This is a genomic window from Proteus sp. FME41 (assembly GCF_014897315.1).
Taxonomy (GTDB): Bacteria; Pseudomonadota; Gammaproteobacteria; order Enterobacterales; family Enterobacteriaceae; genus Proteus.
On sequence record NZ_JABUYL010000001.1, the window covers coordinates 121,153 to 144,917 of the forward strand.

21 protein-coding genes and 1 tRNA gene are annotated in these 23,765 nt (G+C 36.7%); 14 read left to right on the forward strand and 8 right to left on the reverse strand.

Annotation, left to right across the window (positions count from 1 at the left end):
* The first annotated feature begins 83 nt into the window (after positions 1–83).
* From rlmKL to INT04_RS00530, 8 genes are all read left to right on the forward strand, one after another.
* Positions 84–2,198, forward strand: a complete 2,115-nt coding sequence (rlmKL, locus tag INT04_RS00495; protein WP_193014221.1) for a bifunctional 23S rRNA (guanine(2069)-N(7))-methyltransferase RlmK/23S rRNA (guanine(2445)-N(2))-methyltransferase RlmL — start codon at positions 84–86, stop codon at positions 2,196–2,198.
* Positions 2,199–2,204: 6 nt separating this feature from the next.
* A complete protein-coding gene (locus INT04_RS00500) occupies positions 2,205–4,136 on the forward strand; it encodes an ABC transporter ATP-binding protein (protein WP_193014222.1) in 1,932 nt (643 codons plus the stop codon).
* 85 nt (positions 4,137–4,221) lie between these two features.
* Positions 4,222–5,511: a membrane integrity-associated transporter subunit PqiA gene (gene pqiA, locus INT04_RS00505; protein ID WP_193014223.1), complete on the forward strand. Its 1,290-nt coding sequence runs from the start codon at positions 4,222–4,224 to the stop codon at positions 5,509–5,511.
* A complete protein-coding gene (gene pqiB, locus INT04_RS00510; RefSeq protein ID WP_193014224.1) occupies positions 5,504–7,156 on the forward strand; it encodes an intermembrane transport protein PqiB in 1,653 nt (550 codons plus the stop codon). Before pqiA ends, pqiB begins: the two co-directional genes overlap by 8 nt.
* Positions 7,153–7,728 (forward strand): membrane integrity-associated transporter subunit PqiC, encoded by a 576-nt coding sequence (pqiC, locus tag INT04_RS00515; protein ID WP_226944489.1) that lies wholly within the window; start codon positions 7,153–7,155, stop codon positions 7,726–7,728. Before pqiB ends, pqiC begins: the two co-directional genes overlap by 4 nt.
* A 101-nt stretch (positions 7,729–7,829) precedes the next feature.
* Positions 7,830–8,243, forward strand: a complete 414-nt coding sequence (locus INT04_RS00520) for an ASCH domain-containing protein (RefSeq protein ID WP_193014225.1) — start codon at positions 7,830–7,832, stop codon at positions 8,241–8,243.
* A 473-nt stretch (positions 8,244–8,716) separates the two neighbouring features.
* Positions 8,717–8,887, forward strand: a complete 171-nt coding sequence (gene rmf / locus INT04_RS00525; protein WP_023581348.1) for a ribosome modulation factor — start codon at positions 8,717–8,719, stop codon at positions 8,885–8,887.
* 880 nt (positions 8,888–9,767) lie between these two features.
* Positions 9,768–10,259, forward strand: coding sequence for a hypothetical protein (locus INT04_RS00530; protein WP_193014226.1), 492 nt, complete (start codon positions 9,768–9,770; stop codon positions 10,257–10,259).
* A 117-nt stretch (positions 10,260–10,376) separates the two neighbouring features.
* Here INT04_RS00530 and fabA read toward each other — a convergent pair whose 3' ends face one another.
* Positions 10,377–10,895 (reverse strand): bifunctional 3-hydroxydecanoyl-ACP dehydratase/trans-2-decenoyl-ACP isomerase, encoded by a 519-nt coding sequence (gene fabA, locus INT04_RS00535; protein WP_023581351.1) that lies wholly within the window; start codon positions 10,893–10,895, stop codon positions 10,377–10,379.
* 83 nt (positions 10,896–10,978) lie between these two features.
* A complete protein-coding gene (locus INT04_RS00540) occupies positions 10,979–12,721 on the reverse strand; it encodes an AAA family ATPase (RefSeq protein WP_193014227.1) in 1,743 nt (580 codons plus the stop codon).
* A gap of 360 nt (positions 12,722–13,081) precedes the next feature.
* Here INT04_RS00540 and matP point away from each other — a divergent pair, with 360 nt between their 5' ends.
* Positions 13,082–13,543 (forward strand): macrodomain Ter protein MatP, encoded by a 462-nt coding sequence (gene matP, locus INT04_RS00545; protein WP_193014228.1) that lies wholly within the window; start codon positions 13,082–13,084, stop codon positions 13,541–13,543.
* A 258-nt stretch (positions 13,544–13,801) separates the two neighbouring features.
* Here the strand turns inward: matP and ompA are convergent, their stop codons facing one another.
* Together ompA and sulA are read right to left on the reverse strand one after the other, a co-directional pair.
* Positions 13,802–14,893, reverse strand: a complete 1,092-nt coding sequence (ompA, locus tag INT04_RS00550) for a porin OmpA (RefSeq protein ID WP_193014229.1) — start codon at positions 14,891–14,893, stop codon at positions 13,802–13,804.
* 349 nt (positions 14,894–15,242) lie between these two features.
* A complete protein-coding gene (gene sulA / locus INT04_RS00555) occupies positions 15,243–15,794 on the reverse strand; it encodes an SOS-induced cell division inhibitor SulA (protein WP_193014230.1) in 552 nt (183 codons plus the stop codon).
* 231 nt (positions 15,795–16,025) lie between these two features.
* Here sulA and INT04_RS00560 point away from each other — a divergent pair, with 231 nt between their 5' ends.
* Positions 16,026–16,631 (forward strand): TfoX/Sxy family DNA transformation protein, encoded by a 606-nt coding sequence (locus INT04_RS00560; protein WP_193014231.1) that lies wholly within the window; start codon positions 16,026–16,028, stop codon positions 16,629–16,631.
* A 72-nt stretch (positions 16,632–16,703) separates the two neighbouring features.
* Here the strand turns inward: INT04_RS00560 and yccS are convergent, their stop codons facing one another.
* Positions 16,704–18,872 carry a YccS family putative transporter gene (gene yccS / locus INT04_RS00565; protein WP_193014232.1) on the reverse strand — a complete coding sequence of 723 codons (2,169 nt, stop codon included), beginning with the start codon at positions 18,870–18,872 and terminating at the stop codon, positions 16,704–16,706.
* A 115-nt stretch (positions 18,873–18,987) separates the two neighbouring features.
* Between yccS and helD the strand changes: the two genes are divergently transcribed.
* Positions 18,988–21,039, forward strand: coding sequence for a DNA helicase IV (helD, locus tag INT04_RS00570; RefSeq protein WP_193014233.1), 2,052 nt, complete (start codon positions 18,988–18,990; stop codon positions 21,037–21,039).
* Between the two features lie 2 nt (positions 21,040–21,041).
* On the opposite strand, the gene INT04_RS00575 is transcribed toward helD, so the two are convergent.
* A complete protein-coding gene (locus INT04_RS00575) occupies positions 21,042–21,500 on the reverse strand; it encodes a methylglyoxal synthase (protein WP_193014234.1) in 459 nt (152 codons plus the stop codon).
* Positions 21,501–21,637: 137 nt separating this feature from the next.
* On the opposite strand from INT04_RS00575, the gene INT04_RS00580 reads away from it, so the two are divergent.
* The gene (locus INT04_RS00580) at positions 21,638–22,051 is read left to right on the forward strand and encodes a CoA-binding protein (protein ID WP_193014235.1); all 414 of its coding nucleotides are present in this window, start codon (positions 21,638–21,640) and stop codon (positions 22,049–22,051) included.
* An 80-nt stretch (positions 22,052–22,131) separates the two neighbouring features.
* On the opposite strand, the gene hspQ is transcribed toward INT04_RS00580, so the two are convergent.
* Complete coding sequence (hspQ, locus tag INT04_RS00585; RefSeq protein WP_193014236.1) at positions 22,132–22,452, reverse strand: heat shock protein HspQ; 321 nt, start codon at positions 22,450–22,452, stop codon at positions 22,132–22,134.
* Between the two features lie 197 nt (positions 22,453–22,649).
* Here hspQ and INT04_RS00590 point away from each other — a divergent pair, with 197 nt between their 5' ends.
* Positions 22,650–22,931: an acylphosphatase gene (locus INT04_RS00590; RefSeq protein WP_193014237.1), complete on the forward strand. Its 282-nt coding sequence runs from the start codon at positions 22,650–22,652 to the stop codon at positions 22,929–22,931.
* A gap of 48 nt (positions 22,932–22,979) precedes the next feature.
* Here the strand turns inward: INT04_RS00590 and tusE are convergent, their stop codons facing one another.
* Positions 22,980–23,309: a sulfurtransferase TusE gene (gene tusE, locus INT04_RS00595; protein WP_193014238.1), complete on the reverse strand. Its 330-nt coding sequence runs from the start codon at positions 23,307–23,309 to the stop codon at positions 22,980–22,982.
* A gap of 182 nt (positions 23,310–23,491) precedes the next feature.
* Here tusE and INT04_RS00600 point away from each other — a divergent pair.
* Positions 23,492–23,579, forward strand: a tRNA-Ser gene (locus INT04_RS00600).
* The last annotated feature ends 186 nt before the right edge of the window (positions 23,580–23,765 follow it).

The window sequence follows — 23,765 nt, forward strand, 5'->3', positions numbered from 1 at the left end:
TTTTTTATAGCCAGTAACTTTATGACAACGTAATACAATTAGCTATAATGCCCAACAATTTTATTTTAGGTGGTAACAATACTATGCGCTCTCTGTTTGCCAGCACAGGCCGAGGTCTGGAAGAACTCTTAAAATCTGAACTTGAACACCTTGGTGCTCAGGCTTGCCAGATAACACAAGGCGGTGTCTATTTTCGTGCTGATGATAAAACCATGTATCAGTCTTTACTTTGGAGTCGTTTAGCGTCGCGTATTATTCTTCCGTTAAATGAATTCAATGTTTACAGCGATTTAGACTTATATCTTGGTGTGCAGGCAATTGATTGGAGTGAGATTTTTACTGTTAATCAGACCTTTGCTATCCATTTTAATGGCACAAATGACGTTATTCGTAACAGTCAATATGGTGCATTAAAAGCGAAAGATGCCATCGTTGATGCATTCCAACGTAAAATAGGGCAACGCCCTGATGTGGCTAAGCAATCTCCTGATATCCGCTTAACTATTCATCTTCACAAAGAAAAAGCCTCTTTATCTTTAGATTTAAGTGGTGATGGTTTACATCAACGTGGTTATCGTGATTTAACGGGGCAAGCACCTTTAAAAGAAAACTTAGCTGCCGCGATTATTATGCGGTCAGGTTGGAAAACAGATACACCATTAATTGATCCAATGTGTGGCTCAGGAACGTTATTAATTGAAGCTGCCATGATGGCAACAGATTGTGCTCCTGCATTAAATCGTGTGCACTGGGGATTTCGCCATTGGTTAGGTCATGATGAAGCGTTATGGAAAGAAGTCACTCATGAAGCTTTCACACGTTTTCGTGAAGGCAAAAAGAATACAACCGCCCGTTTTTATGGTTTTGATGTTGATAAACGTGTATTGGATATGGCAAGAGCCAATGCGCGCAGAGCTGATGTCGCTGATTTAATTACCTTTACTCACGGTGATGCGGCAAAACTAACAAACCCTGTTTCAGCAGAAATCAAAGGGACAATAATCAGTAACCCACCTTATGGTGAACGTTTAGAAAGTGAACCCGCACTTATTGCACTGCATAGTCAATTAGGACGAGCGGTAAAAGCGCATTTTCCAGGTTGGAGATTATCACTGTTCAGTGCATCACCCGAATTGTTAAGTTGCATTCAACTTCGTGCTGAACGTGAGTTTAAAGCGAAAAATGGTCCACTTGATTGTGTGCAGAAGAATTATCTACTTTCTGATACCCCTTCAACGATTAACACAGGACTTGCTGAAGATTTTACAAACCGCTTGCGTAAAAATGAGAAAAAACTCGCAAAATGGGCCAAACAACAGCAAATTGAATGTTATCGTTTATACGATGCTGATTTACCTGAATATAATGTTGCTGTAGACCGTTATGGCGAAAAAGTTGTTATTCAAGAATATGCACCACCTAAAACAGTTAATGAACACAAAGCACGCCAACGTTTGTTTGATGTAATTAGTGCGACAATGGAAGTTTTAGGATTACGTTCTGATCAACTTATTTTAAAAACTCGCCAGCGTCAAAAAGGCAAACTGCAATATGAAAAAATGGCAGAAAAAGGTGATTTTTTCTTAGTTAATGAGTTTGGTGCAAAATTTTGGGTAAATCTAACAGATTACCTTGATACTGGGCTGTTCTTAGATCACCGTATTGCACGAAAAATGCTAGGTGAGATGAGTAAAGGAAAAGATTTCTTAAACCTTTTTGCTTATACCGGTACCGCATCTGTTCATGCCGGCATTGGTGGTGCAAAAAGTACAACGACTGTTGATATGTCACGTACCTATCTTGAATGGGCTGAGAAAAACTTTCAAGCAAATGGCCTGTCGGGTAGACAACACCGTTTAATGCAAGCGGATTGCTTACAATGGTTAATGCAAAGTCATGAACAATTTGATGTGATTTTTATCGATCCACCTACGTTTTCTAACTCAAAACGAATGGAAAACACGTTTGATGTACAACGTGATCATATTGAATTAATGAAACATCTGAAACGTTTGTTGAGAAAAGACGGAACAATTATGTTCTCAAATAACAAACGTGGATTCAAAATGGAATATGACGAGTTAGCAAAAATAGGATTATCCGCAAAAGAGATAACACAGAAAACATTATCGCAAGATTTTGCGCGTAACCGACAAATCCACAATTGCTGGCTGTTAACTCATGCTGGTGAGGAATAATTTACAATGCCGTTAATTAGTTTGACTGGGGCTTATTTATCTTTCAGTGATGCCCCCTTATTAGATAGCACCGATTTATTTATTGATGAAAATGAACGCGTTTGTTTAGTTGGGCGCAATGGTGCAGGAAAATCAACGCTATTAAGAGTGTTATCTAAAGAACAACCTTTAGATGATGGTCAAGTTATTTATGAGCAAGATCTTGTGACTGCTCGTTTACAACAAGATCCACCAAGAGATATTGAAGGCACTATTTTTGACTTCGTGGCACAAGGGGTTGAAGAAGACGCTAAATACTTAACAGATTATCATCATATTTCTAAGCTGATTGAGACTGATCCTTCGGATAAAAACCTCAATAAAATGGCTGAACTGCAAGAAGTGCTTGATAACCGTAACTTATGGTTGCTTGATAGCCGCATTGCTGAAGTGCTAGAAAAACTAGGCTTAAATGGTGAAGCTGAACTCTCTTCTTTATCGGGAGGGTGGTTAAGAAAAGCGGCGTTAGGGCGTGCTTTAGTCAGCGCACCTAAAGTTTTATTCTTAGATGAACCAACAAACCACCTTGATATCGAAACCATTCTTTGGCTTGAGAAATTTTTAAAAGATTTCCAAGGAAGTATTGTGTTTATTTCCCATGACCGTTCATTTATCCGTAATATGGCAACCCGTATTATCGATCTGGATCGGGGGCATTTATCATCATGGCCGGGAAATTACGATAAATATCTTGAAAGCAAAGAAGAAGCCTTGCGTGTTGAAGAGCAACAAAATGCAGAGTTTGACCGCAAGTTAGCACAAGAAGAAACATGGATACGTCAAGGTATTAAAGCACGACGCACTCGTAATGAAGGGCGTGTACGCGCTTTAAAAGCACTGCGTGTTGAACGTAGTGAACGCCGTGATGTATTAGGCAGTGCACGTATGCAAGTCGAAGAAGCAACTCGATCGGGCAAAATTGTGTTTGAGCTGGAAGAGGTTAATTACAGTATTGGAACACGTAAATTGGTTCGTGATTTTTCTGCCAAGGTGCAACGTGGTGATAAAATTGCATTAGTTGGGCCAAATGGTTGTGGCAAAACGACGCTATTAAAACTGATGTTAGGTGACTTAAAAGCAGACAGTGGACGAGTCCATTGTGGTACTAAGCTTGAAGTTGCTTACTTCGATCAGCATCGTGCTGCACTTGATCCTGATAAAACAGTCATGGACAACCTTGCAGAAGGTAAACAAGAAGTCATGGTAAATGGTCGTCCTCGCCATGTATTAGGTTATTTACAAGACTTCTTGTTCCCGCCTAAGCGTGCGATGACACCTGTTCGTGCTCTGTCTGGCGGTGAAAGAAACCGTTTATTACTTGCGCGTTTATTCTTAAAACCAAGTAATTTACTGATCCTCGATGAACCAACCAATGATCTGGATGTTGAAACATTAGAATTATTGGAAGAGCTGGTGGATGCGTACCAAGGAACTATTTTACTCGTCAGCCATGATCGTGAATTCGTTGATAACAGTGTTACTGAATGTTGGATTTTTGAAGGCGATGGCGTTATTAATAGTTACGTGGGGGGATATTTTGATGCTCAACAACAAAGAGCACAGACTGTTTCATTGAAAAATGATCAAAATAAACCACGTAATGCACCAGAAAAAGCTGAAAAAGAAGCCAAAACTAAAGATAGCGCCAAAAAAAACACTCGTAGTGGTAACAAGTTAAGTTATCATTTAACGCGTGAGCTTGAACAACTTCCTGCTAAGTTAGAAAGTTTAGAAACGCAGTTAAGTGCGTTACAAGAAGAAGTGAGTGCGTCAGATTTCTTTACTCGTCCTCACGAAGAGACAGAAAAAGTGCTAAAGGCGCTGGCAGACAAAGAACAAGAGCTTGAGACCGCTTTTGATAGATGGCAAGAGCTGGAAATAATGCAAAACGGTGAATAACCGATTGAAAGCGGGGCATGATGCCCCGTTTTACTTACTAGATTGAATGTTCTTTTATTGATTATCAAAAATAAGAGGTGTCGCTGTGTGCTCTGGTCAACAACATCGTCATGAACATAAGCATGAGCAAATATTATGTCCTCAGTGCGATCTGGTGGTCAATGTTCCTGAATTAGCGCAAGGAACCAAAGCCACATGCCCTCGTTGTCACTCGGTATTAACAGCTCGTTGGCGTCAGCCTTTTTATCAGCCTGTTGCATTGGCAATCAGTGCATTATTTATGTTATTTATGGCGAGTCAATTTACCTTTGTGAGCATGGAAGTTGCAGGTATTGCCAATAATATTACTCTGATGCAAATCCCAAACGTGATGTTTAGTGAAAATTACATCGAACTGGGGGCTTTTTTCTTATTATTTGTCCAGATTGTGCCTGCCTTTTGTATGTTGGCAATTTTATTACTTTGCACACCGATTAAATTACCTAGGAAGTTACAAATCTGGTTATCTCGTATTTTATTCCAACTTAAATCATGGTGTATGGCAGAAATTTTTCTTGCCGGAATTTTAGTCAGTTTTGTTAAATTAATGGCATATGGTGATATTGGTTTAGGATTAAGTTTTTTACCTTATGTGCTTTATTGCTTATTTCAAATTCGTGCTTTCCAATGCCTTGATAGGCATACATTATGGGAGAAGTTAGAGCCTCGTCCTGCCTATCCTGATATAGAGTCAGGCAAATCAGGCCTAAAGCAAGGGGTTAGATTATGCCGTTCCTGCACGGCAATTTTGCCAGTTTCACAATATGAATGCAGTCGTTGTGAAGTTAAAGGACACGCAAGAAGACCAAAAAGTTTGCAATGGACAGTCTCTCTGCTGATTACGTCATTAATCCTTTATATCCCAGCTAATTTATTACCTATTATGGTGACTGAATCTCTGGGCAATAATATTTACTCGACCATTATGGCTGGGGTTATTTTGTTATGGGAAGATGGTTCTTATCCTGTTGCCATGGTGATATTTATTGCCAGTATTATGGTGCCCAGTTTAAAAATGATCGCGATTGCTTGGTTATGTTGGGATGCGCATAAATCAAAAGGTAAAAGAGATCCTGCCAGAATGCATTTTCTCTATGAAGTTGTTGAATATGTCGGGCGTTGGTCAATGATCGATGTCTTCGTTATCGCGGTTTTAGCTTCATTAGTCAGAATGGGACGTCTGATGAGCATCTACCCTGATTTTGGTGTGGTGCTATTTGCATTGGTCGTCGTGTTAACTATGTTCTCTGCAATGATGTTTGATCCTCGGTTGACGTGGGATAAGTGTACAGCCGATGATGATAACCCCATGATTAAGGAGCCTAAGGGTGACTGAAAAGAATGAAACTGCTTTCGAGGAAGCAAAAATTAACAAATTAAAAAGCTGGTCTCCAGTTTGGATTATCCCTCTAGTCACTTTACTGATTGGTGCATGGATACTTTATTATCATTTCAGCCATCAAGGCCCAGAAGTTACATTAATTACCTATAATGCCGAGGGGATTGAAGCGGGTAAAACCAAAATTAAAAGCCGTAGTGTAGATATTGGCTTAGTTGAAAGTGTCACACTCGACAGTAATTTTAGCCGCGTTATTATCAATGCACGTCTTGATACAGGCATGAACGAGTTATTACGTACTGACACAGCATTCTGGGTTGTAAGGCCACAAATAGGCAAAGATGGTGTAACTGGCTTAGGAACCTTGCTTTCAGGTGCTTATATTGAGTTACAACCAGGATTAACTGGTAAAGAAAAAGATGAGTTTAATCTCCTTGATGCCCCTCCGCTTGCTTCACCGGATGCTAAGGGTATCCGCATTAATTTAGTCAGCGAAAGAGCGGGCCAATTAAATGCAGGTGATCCGATTTTATTCAGAGGTTATCAAGTTGGCTCAGTTGAAACCAGTGAGTTCAACATTGATAGTCGAGACATGCATTACCAACTCTTTATCAAAGCCCCTTATGACAAAATGGTGACATCCAATGTTCGATTCTGGAAAGATTCAGGTATTGCCTTTGATATGTCTTCATCGGGTGTACGAGTTGAAATGGCGTCACTTTCTACACTCTTTAGTGGAGGCGTGAGTTTTGATGTTCCTCCTGGTTGGTTACCTGGTGAACAAATTGCACCTAAAACTGAATTTAAGCTTTACGATAATGAAAAGAGCATTCAAAACTCGTTATATACCGATTACCGTAGCTACATCATGTTCTTCTCTGATTCAGTGAGAGGATTACAAGCAGGTGCTCCGGTCGAATTCCGCGGAATTCGGATGGGAACCGTTGTTCAAGTGCCTTATTACACGAAAGGTATGCAACAATCACTGGATAAAGATTTCCGTATTCCTGTACTTATTCATGTTGAGCCAGAACGTTTTGCCAATGATGTTGGTGAAAGTTTTGATTTTGTTAAAGAAATATCCTCTGCTTCTAATAATGGACTAAGAGCGTCATTGAAATCAGGAAACCTTTTAACGGGTGCGTTGTATATTGACCTCGATTTCTATCCGGATGAAACCAAATGGGAAGGGACTCAAGAAGTCGCGGGTTTCCAACAAATTCCTACCGTAAGTTCAGGTTTAGCGCAGATCCAGCAAAAAGTGATGACATCACTTGATAAGATAAACAATCTTCCTGTTGAGCCAATGCTCAAAGAGATGACAGCGACATTATCTGAAAGTCAAAAAGCAGTCACTGAGGCTAAAGAAACGTTAAAAGCATTGAATGCCATGATTGGTAGTGATGAATTTAGAAACCTCCCTAATGATATCCAACAATCATTGAAAGAGATCAATCGCAGTATGCAAGGCTTCCAACCCGGTTCTCCTGCATACGGAAAAATGATCGATAACATGCAACAGCTTGATCAGGTGTTAAGAGAGATGCAGCCTTTATTGAAAACATTGAACAATAAGAGCAACGCATTGATTTTCGAAGCGAAGGAAGGTAAAGATCCAGAACCAAAGAGGGCTGAGAAATGATGAAATACATCATTGGAATATTTGTATTGATGCTAACGGCATGTTCAAGCCAGACTAATAAAACGTATTATCAGTTACCTGATATTTACCAGAATGGTGTATCAGTAGAAGTAACGACAATACAAGCAGCGAAGAAGCCTCAAATCTGGGTTCAGCCGATCCGCTTATCTAATATGCTAGTAAGTGCAGGAATTGTTTATCAAACAACGGATATTAACTATACCGTAGCGAACCAACATTTATGGATCAACCCACTTGATCAGCAATTACAACAAAATCTTATTTCGGGGTTGACTAAATCATTGCCTGATACGGTTGTTGCTAATCAGCCAGTTGAAGATAAGCTGGCGAAATTAACAGTAACTGTTAATTACTTCCAAGGTCGGTATGACGGAAAAGTCATTATTTCAGGTGATTGGATTTATGCTGTAGACAATAAGGTTATTAGTCAGCCATTTTCATTAGTGTTGACACAAACAGAAGATGGTTATCCCGCTTTAGTACGCACATTAGGGCAAGGTTGGGAACAGGTTGTCTCTGATATCGCGAAAGCAATTCAAGCGCAATACTAACTGATTTAGCATTACGTTTATTAAAACCCAATACTCTCTTAAATTATATTTAAGTGGGGTATTGGGTTTTGTTTATTTAAAAAACAAAAAAAGGAAACAGTATGTTAGAAAGCCTTAAAAAGAAATATCCCACTGCGATCAGTTGGTCATTTGGGGATAATGCTCAGTTAGCGGATGAGCTTGCTATGCTGGTGGTAGAAGGAAAAAAAACGGCAACGTGTAGCTCATTAAATGGTTTTTTTAGTGACAGCGTTATTCCTGTTATTGGGGGCTTTAGCATTATTCTAAATAGTAAAAATGAGCCTATTTGTGTTATTCGAACACGTTCTTTGCAACTAATCCGATTTAATGAAGTCACCGAAGAATTGGCTAAGAGAGAAGGCGAAGGGGATTTAAGTTTGGCATATTGGCAAGAAGGACATAAAGCCTTCTTTAATCGAGAAGGTCATTTTTCAGAAGATATGGAGTTGGTATTTGAAGAGTTTGAATTAATAGAAGTATGTAAGTGGTGTTAATAGCCTATTTTATTTTCAATAATAGCTAATTCCTTAATAAAACAAAGGTAATTAAAAAGAGTTTTCTACAAAAAAATAAAAATAGAGCAAAAAGTTATATTTATAAACCAAGTCTTATATTGACATAATTTTAAATTAAAACATCATTTTGTCTTACTTGATTTTTTGGTTTTATGAAATGAAAATGGAAAAAATATTTTTTGTTTCTTTATTGTTTTAAAATATCAATAGGTTATATTTATCTGCAATGTAACTTATTAAAAAACTAGATAATATTTTAATAAAAACATTAAATAAAATAAATGATAACAATAGTTATTAAACTTGCGGTTGGCTCAATATCACAAATATGACATTTGTATTAACTTCTTTACTTGCTTAAATGCTCAATAAAGCGTATCAATTTATAGTGGTTGTTGAAAAAACAATCATTATCTTTCCGCTTAAACTTAGAACGTGAGGGTTGTCTAGATATGAAAAGACAGAAACGAGATCGTTTAGCAAGAGCATTATCGAAAGGTTATCAAGCTGGTATGCAAGGTCGTTCAAAAGAACTTTGCCCTTATTTCGCCATTGATGCGCGTTCACATTGGCTTGGAGGTTGGCGACAGGCGATGGAAGATCGCCCGAGTCTGGTAAAATAAATAACCCGTCGTAGTGAAATAGATAATAGCTTATTTTTAGCTATATTAAATATTATCACTAAGATTTTACCGACAATCAAAACGAGGGTTATTTATATACATTCCTATGTACATATTGAGCATAGGACAATTTGAGTATAAATAACAAACGATTAATTTGGATATAAAAAAGGCTTACATATTTTGTAAGCCTTTTTACGTTATATTATCATTACTTTTTTAATTTTATTTCATGAAAATTTTTACGTAAGCGAAAACCATAAACAGTAAGAAAAATAGCAAGTATTGTATTGACGGAATTATATAGCCAATCAATTTTTTCTGAAGTAAACCAAGTTATAAAAGATGTAAATATCAAAAATATGCCACCATAAAACATAAAGTCTGCCTATTTTTTTAGATACTTTTCCTTTGTTAATCACTTATTTTCCTTAAATTTTCTTTTTATAAAAACTAATTTAACTTAAAGGTTTTCTTTTGATTTTTTAAATAATTTATATAAGTTTGGGCTATATAAACATAATGAGGTTATAGAAAAGCCTAAGATCCATTTTATATCGAATTGACTAGCATACATACAAATAAATATAATCAATAAAATCGTGAGACGATAGCCAATGGCTTTACAAAGAAAAAAAGTAAGTTCAATAAGAAAGCTAAAGAGTTCTACAATTGCGCTTATAATCATATCCATACGATTATTCCTTAACATAATCTACTTGTACTAAGTTGATATAAATTTTTAGTATCATATTTATTTATGATAAGAAAGCTCACTTAACTTAAGCTTATATTTATATATAAAATTCATTTACTAATTTAATGACACTATACATAGATTAATTTATTATAGCGACTTTTATTTACAAGGAAGACTTCAATGAAAAAACCAATCTCATTATGGATAATATTAATTGCTTTTACTTTTTTCACACTAGGGCAATTAATGTCTTCATTTACTAGTGTTTCGACTTTATTGAGTGTATTTATAAAAAATAGTGCGAATTTTAATTTAATAGCTTCTCTTTCTATATTGTGGAGTATGATACAAACTTTTTCACTCCCTACTTTATATGTTATTACACTTTTTGTTATTTTTATGAAGAAAGAAATAGCACCAATGATGCTGAAAATATTCTGGAGTATATCAATGTTTCCGATCACTATCGCAATAATAATTGGAATTCAAAATGCATTTGATAATACAAATGGTAGTAATCAAGCAGAAAATTCAGGTGAAGTATTAGGTGTTTTATTTTTAGCCGGTTTATTTGTTTATCTCACATATAGCTTATTTTTCTCTGCTAAAATTAAGCATCATTTTCAGTGTCTAAAAGATAAGCAATCGACGGTTTGTGTTGATAAAAACTGAATTGAATATGATCTGTTTTTTATAAAGAAAATAAATACACTGTTAGTGTAGATAAAAAAATACCGTGTACTTTATGTTACACGGTATTTTTATAATAGATTCGGATTATTATCGAACTTAGAATGCAGTTGTATCTTTAAATAAGCCAACTTTTAAGTCTTTTGCTTCATAAATCAGCTTACCATCAACATACACTTCACCATCGGCAATACCCATAATCAGTTTACGATTGATAACACGCTTGAAATCAATTTTATAGGTAACTTTTTTTGCTGTTGGTAATATTTGTCCGGTAAATTTAACTTCGCCTACACCGAGTGCGCGGCCTTTACCTTCACCACCAAGCCAACCAAGATAGAAGCCAACAAGTTGCCACATAGCATCAAGGCCTAAGCAACCTGGCATTACTGGATCATTGACAAAGTGACAGTCAAAAAACCATAAATCTGGCTTGATATCGAATTCTGCTTCGATAAAGCCTTTATTATGGGTGCCGCCATCTTCCGTCATTTTAATGATGCGATCCATCATTAGCATATTACCCGATGGCAGTGGTGGGCCATCTTGGCCAAATAATTCACCACGGCCTGAAGCAATGAGGTCTTCTTTAGAATAAGATTCGCGTTTATCAACCATTGTCTATATAGCCTTTATCATGTGTAAGTCAACAGAATAGCTTACACTTGTACGCTGAACAACTCCGATCACTTGAAACAGAATTATCTGAATAACCGTAAGAACCAAGGTAACTTAGGTCTATCTTGGTTATTTGCAAGTGTTATACGGTCATGAATAACAGCTAACAGGTGTGCGTCAGATTGTTCTGGTTCGCCTTGTTCTTCATAATATGGCTGACGAGTCAGTAGCATTATTGCTTCTGCTACATGGGTTACGGGCCAAATATGAAATTTCTCTTCTTTTACTGCCTGTTGTACATTTTCATTTAGCACAAGATGACGAATATTCGCAAGAGGGATAATGACACCTTGTGATCCGGTTAATCCTCTTTGTTGGCAAATATCAAAGAAGCCTTCGATTTTTTGGTTTACGCCACCAATCGGTTGAACCTGACCAAATTGATCAACAGCACCAGTTACAGCAATTTGTTGGTCAATGGGGTGCAGTGCAAGCGTACTAATTAATGCACATAATTCAGCCAGAGAGGCGCTATCACCATCAACTTCACCATATGATTGCTCAAAAACAATAGAAGCGCTAAATGGCTGTGGTTGGTCTAAACGTAACTCTGAGTTTAAGTAAGCTTGCATAATCATCATCCCTTTAGCATGAAGATTACCACCAAGCTCTGCTTTTCGCTCAACATCCGTAAATTCGCCATCACCAATATGAGCAACACAGGTAATACGAGTGGGTTCACCAATTAAATCAGGATAACCAGGATAATCTAAGACAGAAAGCCCATTGATTTGACCAACAGCTTCGCCTTCTGTTTGTATCATAATTTGATCTTGTAGAATTTCATCACGGCTACGTTCTAATAGATAACTATGCCGCCATAAGCGATTTTCTTCAGCTTTTTTTAATGCATCAGCATTTAGATAAGCATCATGATTAAAACGCATAGCGTAACGAAGTTGACGTAAGATCCATTCTAAATCTAAGCTCAATATCAGCTGATCTTCATGTTGTCTTGCCGCTTGTGTTAACAACACTTCCCATGCATCGGCTGATAAAGAAGGGAGGTGATATTTTTGGCATAATGTATTCACAAAACCGCACCACTGAGAAAGTGCATTTTCGTCTTCTAAATACATGTCATATTCATATTCGCCATATAAAGCATTACTACTAAACTCGGGTTCCATAAACTCAAGTTCTTCAAGACTGAGTCTATCACCAACTAGAATAACGCGCAGATTGAGAGGCATGCTTTCAATGGGCAAAGGTAAGGATTGATTATCATTCCAAACTAACCATTCAAAACGTTGTTCTTCAACCATTTTTTTAAGGCGGAACCACATTAATGGTTGTGCTAATAAAGATTTAATAGAGAGAACTAAGACGCCACCATTCACTTTATGCAGTAAACCGGGGCTCACAGTGACTTCATTCTTATGGTAATAAAATGAGCCAAAAAGTTGTTCGGGTTCTATCCACTGGCAGCAAGTAATGGATTCTGATGATGAAAATGCACCTTGTACATTTTCTTGCCAATAGAGTTTATTTGATTCTGCTTGATAAGCACCAACAACTGGATAGGTTTTGATTTCTGATTGTGTCAATGTATCAGTCAGCATATCAAAATACGCAGCAGAATCATCGGCTTTAAGCAGCATAAATTGACCTGAATCTGCATTATTTAGCCATTGTAGGCTTTCATACAGGCGAGGTTGAACCTCACGAAGTAGAGATGCAGGTAATTGAGATGCTGTTTGAAAGAAAGTCTGATAGGAGGCGTAATTAGGGCGTAACGCCTGCCATTCTAATTCGTTGTTTTTCAAGGTTACCGTTTTTATTATTGGTTAGTGAAAAGAGATTTATTTAGATACCGTATAGCGATATCTATCCTGCAATAAGACGGTTCTTTAACTGTCATCAACTGCGTAGGCAGGGAATATGTATTGCTACTACTTATAACAACAAGCTAATAAATAGCCATTATGGTTTTAGGGTAGCGACGCTCGATTCTATCATAATGTGCTCAGAAAACTATCCCTTATCAAATCTTGTTATTAATTGATAAAAAAGATTATCTAAAATAACTTCGCCTATAAAATAGGCTAAAAATTTCGGTTCAGTGGCAGTATTTTTGTAAAATTGTTGATAAACTACTATATAGTTACGTTGTCACGGGGGTTTGTATGAAATATCAACAATTAGAGAACCTAGAATGCGGCTGGAAATGGGCCTATCTAGTAAAAAAACACCGTGAAGGTGAATTAATTACCCGTTATATTGAAAAAAGTGCGGCTGATGAAGTGGTTGAGAAATTGTTACTTATCGAATCACAACCATCAAAAGTAATAGAGTGGATAGACTTACATATAAATCCTGAGTTATCAAATAGGATGAAACAAACTATCAGGGCCCGTAGAAAACGTTATTTTAATGCAGAGCATCAGCATACACGTAAAAAATCTATCGATTTAACATTTAAGGTTTGGCAACGTTTATCGGCTTTATCTCAGCGTCGGGGAATAACATTATCAGAGACGATAGTGCAATTAATTGAAGATGCTGAACGCAAAGAACAATATGCACTCAAAGTACATAGTTTAAAAGATGGATTAATTGAGTTACTAGAACGAGATAAAGGTAAATAAATAATATTTTCTTTTGGTTAATTGAGGTTTATTTTTATCCTCAATTTTTATTGTAATATTTCATACCTACTTTACTCAGTACGCGTTATCTCCCTGTTCGTCAGGGCGTAGGGGATTAAATCTTACCTACCGTTATACAACAATTCTCTTGTATCTTGGTTTATATCTCTTTATTTCATATACCTATACCCATAAAGAAAAACCCTGCCATTGGCAGGGTTTTGAATTCATCAACAGTAGATTAATCTACTATCTGAATTATTTACCAGGTTGAACAACAACTTCAGTTGTACCTTGGATTTCGATTTCAACACGACGGTCTGGCGCTAAGCAATCGATCAGAGCTGAACGAGCTTTAACGTTGTCACAGGTGTTGCCAGTAACTGGATTTTCTTTACCACGACCTTCTGCAGAGATGCTGTTTGCAGGGATACCTTTAGAAACCAGGTAATCAACTACAGATTGAGCACGTTTTTCTGACAGAGGCAGGTTATAGTTTTGTGAACCGATACGGTCAGTGTAACCGATAACAACGACACGACCTTGAGTTGGGTCGATGTTAGCCAGTTCAGAATACAGACCATTCAGAGCATCTTGACCTTCAGCTTTCAGAGTTGATTTGTTGAAGTTAAACAAAACGTCTGAACGCAGAGTAAAGGTTTTGTTCTCAACAACTGGTGCTGGCGCGACAACTGGTGCTGGCGCTACAACTGGTGCTGGCGTTTCTTGGTTGAAACGGTAAGCAACACCAACACTCAGCATGCCGTTGTCTGGACGTGCATTCAGAGTACCTTTATCACCGATGTTGTTGATCCATTGATATTCAACACGGGTAGCGATGTTTGGAGTAATCGCATATTCAGTACCTAATGCAAACACTGGAGAAACACCAGTATCGTTATTAGAAAAACGTTCTTGAGCTGGAGATGCTGAAGTTGCGTTTTTAGTTGCAGATGAATCTGCACGCCATACCATACCACCTAAACGTGTATAAACGTCTAAGTCTTCCATTACTGGATAGCTTAATTTAGTGGTTAATTGGACACCTTGTGCACGGAATGCGCCGTTATCATATGAACCTTTGTAAGTCATACGACCTAACCAATCATAACCCAGTTCAAAACCTAAGTATTGGTTGTACTGATAACCAGCAAATGCACCTGCACCTAACTGATCACGGTGAGTGTTACCGTTACCGATAGAAGTATCACCGAAATGATTACTTGTACCTTGGTATTGAGACCAACCTAATTTACCACCGGTATACCAGGTATTGTCTTTTGGAGCTGCTTGCGCTGCAGTTGCGAAAGCTGCCACTGCCACTGCTAATGCGATAGCTGTCTTTTTCATTTTTACGCCTCGTTATCATCCAAGTTAGGCATTTGGCTTTAAGCCTTATTATTTGCCCTTGGTTAAATTATTGTTAGGAATCCAATGCTTTCATCAAATGATGATCCCAAAAAATGGGATTTAAAGCATAACCTTAACGACATAAAGTCTACAATGAACTTAAAAAGTTACAAGTAATCCTTTAAAATTCGACTTAAAATTTTAAAAAGATCTGCCTTATTCCACAATGGGGAAGATTCTGTATTTTTGTTAAATTTATTGTAACTCTATGATTTAGGTTATAAATACTTTTAACTTATCTTAAATGATATAAGGGTGTTTTGAGTATTAGGAAAACTCTTAAATTTCACTAATGGTAGTGAATTGAATGAATTTTTACGGAATTTAAATGTCGTTTAGGTGTATTAGTACTTTCTAAATGGATATTTGCGTTGATTTGCTGTCGCATAATAAAGCCGAGAGTTTTACCTTTGCTGGCAGCCTGTTCTAATTTTTTCATCTCTTCTGGTGATATTTCGGGTAGCCAACCTAAAACAACACTGTAATTACCACTCATTAATGCTTTTTCCATTAAATCGACCGTAGTTATCATATTGATATGATTTAATTGAATTATTTTATTAAGTGGCAAACCTGCTTTTTTTAGCCAAGAGCGATTTAGTTTTTGTTGTGGATTAAGCCACAGTAACCAACGTGATTCATGACTATACTGTTTCAGTAATGGCAACAAAATATGATTAATGACGAGTGGGTTTTGATAGAGAAGTTCACTCACCATACCTTGTTTATTATCATTCTCAGAGATAGTCTTTATTAAAGGGATAGATAGAGGCAATACCTCGTTCGAGATCTCTTGGAGAATAGTATTTTGTCTTGTCGGAGATGATGTTGAGATTTTCATGGTTACCTCGTTCTAATATATACTGTATGAATATACAGTATCCCTAAATTTCGCTTAAATCAAGATCAATTTTTTGAAAGTTCCTCTCAAATTTTATGTAAATTCCCCTTTTCTAACGGTTAACTATTGGCAATAAAAAGGAAAGTCTTTATTGTCCCCTTGTAATATCTACTTGCATGTTTTTGAATTCAAAGATAAAAAATTAATATCAATAGTGTTATTGGAGTTTTAATGTCATTTTTACCTGAGCAAAGGAACGCTCATTTATTATCGCGTATTGCGAAATATGGAGAGTTAACAACGAAGTCTCAATTTGGTGGTGTTAGTTTAATGATTGATGACGTTATGTTTGCTATCACAACAGATAACGAACTTTATCTGAAAGGAAGTGGTTTTTTAGAGACGCTCTATAAGGCAACAAAAATGGAAGCCTATGTCTACCTAAAGAAAGGGAGCCCTATCACATTACGTTATTATCAAATAACAGATACTTTATGGGAGAATCAGCAAAAATTGGATCAATATATTGATCTGTCATATCACTACAGTATTCAAGAGTATTTAGGTCAACGAAAAAGGCCTTGCCGCATAAAGGACTTACCTAACCTTGGCGTTATATTAGAGAAGAAACTGAATCAAATAGGTATTAATAAAGTTGAAGAACTTCGCTTGATAGGTGCGAAAGCGTGTTATTTAAAGCTAATACATAGCCATCATTTAAAAAATAGTGAACTCTTATTGTCATTGGCTGGTGCAATAGTGGGATGTCATCGTTCAGTATTACCAAATCAGCTTAAAACTGAGCTATTAGATTGGTATAACGAATTGTCTTTTTAGTCAGAAAAATAAAGGATTGCTATTTTCTCTAATGTCCTTATAGGGATTAGAGAAAATAGCATCAATTAATCATTAAACTGGTGGTTGAGATAGGCTATTAAGTTCACCTTGCTCAATAATTTGGATACAGTTAATGATTTGTGGTAGTAAATCTAACAATAATCGAATTTGAGTTAGTATTAATTGAATACGACCATCATCTGCGTTAGGAAATGTATTGATCCTTTCAATCAATTCTACATGAGATTGTTTAAAAGCCTTATCTTGCGGTGTTTTACGCCGTAAAGCAGAATCAATATAACAGACAGTATCATTAAGCAGAGCAAGTACGTTTTCATTTTCTATTTTAGAACGGTGAACACCCAATGCGGAAATATAGCTGAGCAGGGTATGATTCAAACAGAGTAATTGAAAAGCTGCTTCTTGAGAGGCTTGATAACTTTTAGGTTCTGATGACATATTTGAAATTAGTGATGCTAATTCGCCATCACTGCTATGAGCATTACGCCGAGCAACTCGATAACCCAAGCTATTATCTTTCCCTTGATAATATTGAATGAGGATAGCATCAAGGTAATAACAGTTATTGGTCATTGTTTTTTGAATAACTAAAGGCAGTTGGCGGAATTTCCAATCGGGCCAAATAAAGCTGACAGCAAACCAGGCAATTGCACAACCAATTAAGGTATCAATAATACGAGGAAGGGCAACATCATAACCCTCGCCCAGTAAATTGAAGCTCAACAAGACTAATAAGGTAATAAAGAGTGTGGCATGTGCATATTGTATCGTTCTAAATGCGAAGAAAAGGGTACCTGTTATCACAATCAAAACTAACTGCCCTTCAATTGAAGGAACAAAATATAAGATAGGAAAACCGATTAAAATGCCAATAATGGTACCACTGACACGTAATGTTAAACGCCGGCGAGTGGCATTGTAGTTTGGTTGGCAAACAAACAAGCTGGTTAATAATATCCAATAGCCTCTGTCTAATTGGAAAAATTGAATAACGGCATAACCAATACAGAGCACTAATGACATTCTAACGGCATGCCTAAAAAGAGCCGATTTAGGCGTGAGATGTTCTTTTATTCTTAATGCAATATCTCGCCACCCTGTTAAACCATCATCAGAAAGTTGAGTTTCTTCTTTTTGATCATGTGATATTTGGTACTGCTCTGTACTAATGCTTCGTAAAAGCGCATCAATGCCTTGAAGATTTTGTAATAAATTATTTAAAGGCGTCATTAATTGTGGTTCTGATGTCGTATTTTTTAAATGACTTAATGCATTTTCTAAATAATTAATAGAGCGTTCAAGTGCGGGGTTATGTTGATATTTTTTATGCCAAAGAATGGATTGGGCTACTTGTTCACAAGCTCTTGCTTGCATAGACAGTAAACGTTGAAAACGAAAAAGCACATCACTATGGCGTAATTCATTACTTAGTAGCTGATACTGAACATGGGATGAACTGGCTCTTTCATGAATATCTTGAGCCACAAAATAATAGTGAAGTGTAAAGCGGCTACTGCGCTGGCCTCTATCACCTTTTAAGCGGCTTAATAATGCGACTTTAGTTTGATTCATAGTATCAATGAGCTGGCTATTTGCCATTGCTAAACTATAAAGCGAATGTTGATAATCGTCTTCAATATCTGGATCAAATAAAGTGGCTTTAGCTTCAAGGTATGTCGCAAGCTGTTGGTAGCATCGGGTTAAATTATCTTGAACAGGTCGGATGGGGAATAATAAATGACCAATTAAAGTGAGTACGTTATACCAAATTGCCCCTAATAACAGTAAAACAGGTTGTTCATACCATTCTGGAAAAATAGGCATTCCTAGCATGGTATAAATAGCGATTAGTAAAGCACCAAAAGCAATTGTGGCATAACGTTGCCCTAAAGCCCCGAGTAAAATAAATCCCCAAGTAGAAATTGCTAAACCCAAAAAGAATAAAATTGGGTATGGATAAAGCAATCCTATTGATGCCGAAGCAAGTAGAAAGCAGCATAAAGTAATGACAAGGTTTTTTAAGCGACCAACAAGCCTGTCATCTAAGTCAGTTAGTGCCGCCGCAACCACACCTAAAGTGAGTGGTATGGTATATTTCGGCTCTTGCCCTAAAACCCAAGGAAACAAAGTCGTTCCCGTAAGTGCGATTATTATGCGAATATAATAGAGAAAGTGGCTATTATAGATAAATCGGCGGGCGCCATTTAGCAAAGTAAACACAAAAAGCCCTTAAATAAACAAAATGAAGATAATTACCTCTTAGAATATAGGGTTTATCACCGATTAAAAAGAGCCTAACAACAGACTATTTGTTATTTATTGTAGGAATTACAGTATGGAACTGAAATCCACCCCAATGGGACAACGTTTAGCACAACATCCTTATAATAGCGTCAAATTGTTAAATGCAGGCATTGAAGTCAGCGGTGAAAAACATCAATATTTAATTCCTTTTAACGAGTTGATTAATATTTTCTGTAAAAAGGGAATTGTATGGGGTGAATTAGAATTTTTACTTCCTGAAGATAAAGTTGTTCGATTACATGGAACAGATTGGGAAGAAACTCAGCAATTTTATCGTTACCTTTACCAAACATGGCAAAATTGGAGTAAAGAAATGAGCGAAATAAGCGCTCAAGTTCTTGAGAAACAACTCCAGAATATCGCTGAAATCACACAATCAAATAAATGGATAAAGCAATCCCATTTGAGTGAAATTCAACAATCCATTAAAGAGAGTTTTTCTGCACTGCCTCTTCCACTTGAACGTCTCACTCAATTTGATCATTGCCAAGCACTTTATCACCAATGTTTAGAATGGCTAAAACAGGGTGATCAGCTTATTAATAAAGAAAATTCTGCATGGATAACACAAATGCTAAATGCGCATACGGAATTTTTTAATACCATTGAATCATCTCCACTAAATGAATCACAATGTCGCGCAGTTATTAATGGTGAAGAAAATATTTTAGTTTTAGCCGGTGCGGGAAGTGGTAAAACATCAGTATTAGTGGCAAGGGTTGGCTGGTTACTGCGCCGTCATTTAGCTCAACCTGATCAAATTTTATTACTGGCTTTTGGTCGTAAAGCCGCGCAAGAAATGAATGAACGGCTTTCATCACGTTTAAATGTTGATATTATGGCAAAAACGTTTCACGCTCTAGCATTATCGATTATTCAACAAGCGACCAAAAAACAACCTAAAATTAGTGAGCTTGAAATAAACAGTGAAAAAAGAAGGGCATTATTATTAGGTGAATGGCGAAATCAGTGCCAGCAGAAAAAAGCACAAGCAAAAGGATGGCGAGAGTGGTTATCTCAAGAATTTGAATGGGATATTCCAGAAGGTGAGTTTTGGCATGATAAAAAATTAGAAAATCAAATTGCGGTAAGATTAGAACGTTGGATTGGCTTATTAAGAATGCAGGGCGGTAGCCAAAAATTACTGATTGAAAGTGTACAATCTGAATATACTGAAATATTTAAAAAATATTTAAAATTATTAGCACCATTATTAAAAGCTTGGAAATCGGCATTAAAAGAAGAAGAGGCGATCGATTTTTCGGGCTTACTACATCAAGCTATCAGTCTTATTGAAAAAGGACGTTTTATAAGCCCATGGAAGCATATTCTTGTTGATGAATTCCAAGATATTTCTCCTCTTAGATCCTCATTATTAACGGCATTAAAACAACAAAATAAACAAACATCTTTATTTGCTGTAGGTGATGATTGGCAGGCTATTTATCGTTTTAGTGGTGCCGAGTTATTATTAACGACGTCTTTTCATCATATCTTTGGTGACGGTGCAGAATGCGCATTAGATACGACCTATCGTTTTAATGACACAATAGGGAATGTGGCAAATACGTTTATTCAACAAAACCCATCGCAATTATCTAAACCTTTAAATAGCTTAGTCAAAGGTAATAAAAAGGCAGTTGTGTTGCTAGCTGATGATCAGCTCGAAAGCTTATTAAATAAGATGAGTGGCTATGTCGGTGAAGATGAAACGATTCTTTTATTAGCCCGTTATCATTACTTGAAACCAGAATTATTAAAAAAAGCAAAGACACGTTGGCCTAATTTAAATTTAGAGTTTATGACATTTCATGCATCGAAAGGGCAACAAGCAGATTATGTGATCATTTTAGGCCTGCAAGAGGGAACAGATGCCTTTCCTGCCCCAGCAAGAGAATCAATTATTGAGTTAGCACTATTACCAAAAGTTGAAGATTATCCTAATGCAGAAGAAAGACGTTTGATGTATGTCGCATTAACAAGAGCGAAAAAACAAGTATGGCTGCTGTTTAATAAACAACAGCCATCCTGTTTTGTGTCAGAGCTAAAATCTCAAGGTGTTCCTATACAGCGAAAACCTTAGGATTATTTTAGTCTTTCTTTTAAGTAACCTTCGTAATCAGGAATTTTAATTATAGATTCTTGTGAGAACAGAGGTGATGAAATTAAGAAGTTTGCAGTTGCACGATTGGTTGCAACTGGAATATTCCACACTGTCGCTAAGCGCAGAAGCGCTTTTACATCCGGATCGTGTGGAACTGCATTTAACGGGTCCCAAAAGAAAATCATAATATCAATTTTCTTTTCAGCAATCATGGCACCTATTTGTTGATCACCCCCCATTGGGCCACTTAGCATTTGAGTAACAGAAAGGCCTGTGTGGTGATTAATTAAATTACCGGTGGTTCCGGTTGCAAATAACTTGTGTAGGGACAGTTGTTCACGATTATTTTCAACCCATTCCAGTAATGAGCTTTTACAGTGATCATGGGCAACAAGCGCGATATTTTTTTCTTTTAAGAGCGTGCGGTCAATTTGTTCCATTTGATACCTTTAAAAATAAATACAGTTATTGTTCCAGTTGTCAAAATACCTTTTTTTTATCTTATAAGCTATGAACGGATCAAGATACTATGATGTATCATAATATTTTCAATCTTCATGATGAACGGAGTAGGTAAATGGTGGACTCAGACATTTATGACATTTTAAGAAGTGTTAAAACAATCGCTCTTGTCGGCGCAAGCAATAAAGAAGATCGCCCAAGCTATAAGGTCATGAAATTCCTATTAGAACAAGGTTATGATGTTATCCCTGTGAATCCAAGCATGTCTGGGCAAACGTTGTTGGGTCAACAATGCTATACCTCATTACAAGATATTCCTGTTGCAATCGATATGGTTGATGTTTTTCGCCAGTCTTCTGTTGCATTAGAAATTGCAAAAGAAGCCATTGGAATTAAAGCTAAGGTATTATGGTTACAGATTGGTGTAATCAATGAGGAAGCTAAAGAATTAGCAGAGAAAGCAGGATTAAGAGTGGTTATGGATCGTTGTCCTAAAAAAGAAATAGAGGCTCATGGTCTTCCTTGGTAATGCACCTAAATAAAATCGCCGAAAATAAATTCGGCGATTATTGTTTGAGATTCAGATAGCATTCTAGCGAGATTATTAAATTAATTTCTTAATCGTGGTGCCTGTAATTGACTTCGAATAGATAATGATAATTCATCCAATGAGTCATTATCTAGATGCTCATCTGAAACTTCATAAGTTATCTGCGCTTCAGCAAGATAAGAATGAACAGGTTGCCCTTCATCATCTTCCATTACAACATGGTACCAAGGTGCTGCTCGCAAGGTCACATTAGATGCAATATCATCCTCATTAGGTTGATCAAGGGAATATTCAGCATCCACATCGACAACAACGCCTAAATAGCCGAGTAATTTATGTCTAACTTGCTGTCCTATCCCAAATTTGCTGGTGGTCATCATAGTATCACCTCCAAATAGCCTTGCATATTGGTTATATATATGAGGGCATAAAGTGAAATTTCAAGGATTTAAAAAAAATATAATCCTTTGCTTTCATTATGAATAAAGACCCTCACAAAATCAGATTATCTATTGTATAAAGAAAAGACAATAACCTGAACAGAATTTTTATTGTAAAAACACTACCAGGAGATCAAATGAGAATAGGTCGAGAATATATTATTCAAGGGCGTGTACAAGGTGTTGGTTTTCGTTTTTTTACTTATCAATGGATGAAAAGAAAACCAATAACAGGTTATGTTTGGAATCGTGATGACGGCAGTGTGGGAGTAAGAGCATTTGCGAAAGAAGATGCATTAAAAGAATTTGAAAGTTGGCTAGAAATGGGGGGGCCCAGAAGTGCCAAAATTACATTTTGGTCTGCGATAAACTGTGAATATGAACCAATGGCAGATTTTTCAATCCGCCATTATGAGTAATATAGTTTTTAATGATTTTTTAATTAGCTTTTATTAAAAGCTAATTTTTTAAATACATTTAACGGGTTTTGGTAAACCAGCCAGTTTTGTAGCCTGCTTCGCAGGGCCTTTAGGAAATAGACGATAAAGGTAACGACTATTGCCTTTCTCTTCGCCATATTTTTGTGCAAGGGCTTTTACCAGCATACGAATAGCAGGGGAGGTATTAAATTCTAAATAAAATTGGCGAACAAAGCGGATAATTTCCCAGTGTTGCTCCGTCAGTTCAATTTCTTCTATTTCAGCTAATGTAGGAACCATATCTTCGTTCCATTCATTGCTATTTTTTAGGTAACCGTGACTATCTGTCTCGATTTCTTTTCCGTTAAATACAAACATGCGCATTATGACCAATCAAAAATAATAGTGCTAATTTAGCAAAAATAAGGAAGATACCCAAGTAGAACCCATAAATCGTTGATAAATTAAGCCATTGACTTGTAATGCGTTTAATTTTACGGCAAACAGTACAATAAGGCCTTTACAATATAAGCCTAGGTGTTTATATTGCTCCCCATTGCGGAGGGGTGGCCGAGCGGCTGAAGGCAGCGGTCTTGAAAACCGCCGATGGGAAACCATCCGAGAGTTCGAATCTCTCCTCCTCCGCCATCTCATCATCTCCTAGCGTCTCCTGAAGTCTCCCAAATTCCAAGTAAATCAAGCATTCCAACAAAATCATTGTCTCCTGATGTCTCTTGAAAGCTCCATTTTTTGGGGTATAAATGGAAGATGTTATATCCCCCTTAATATTTAATCCCCCCAATATAAAACTAATAGTTAAGAAAATTAATAATA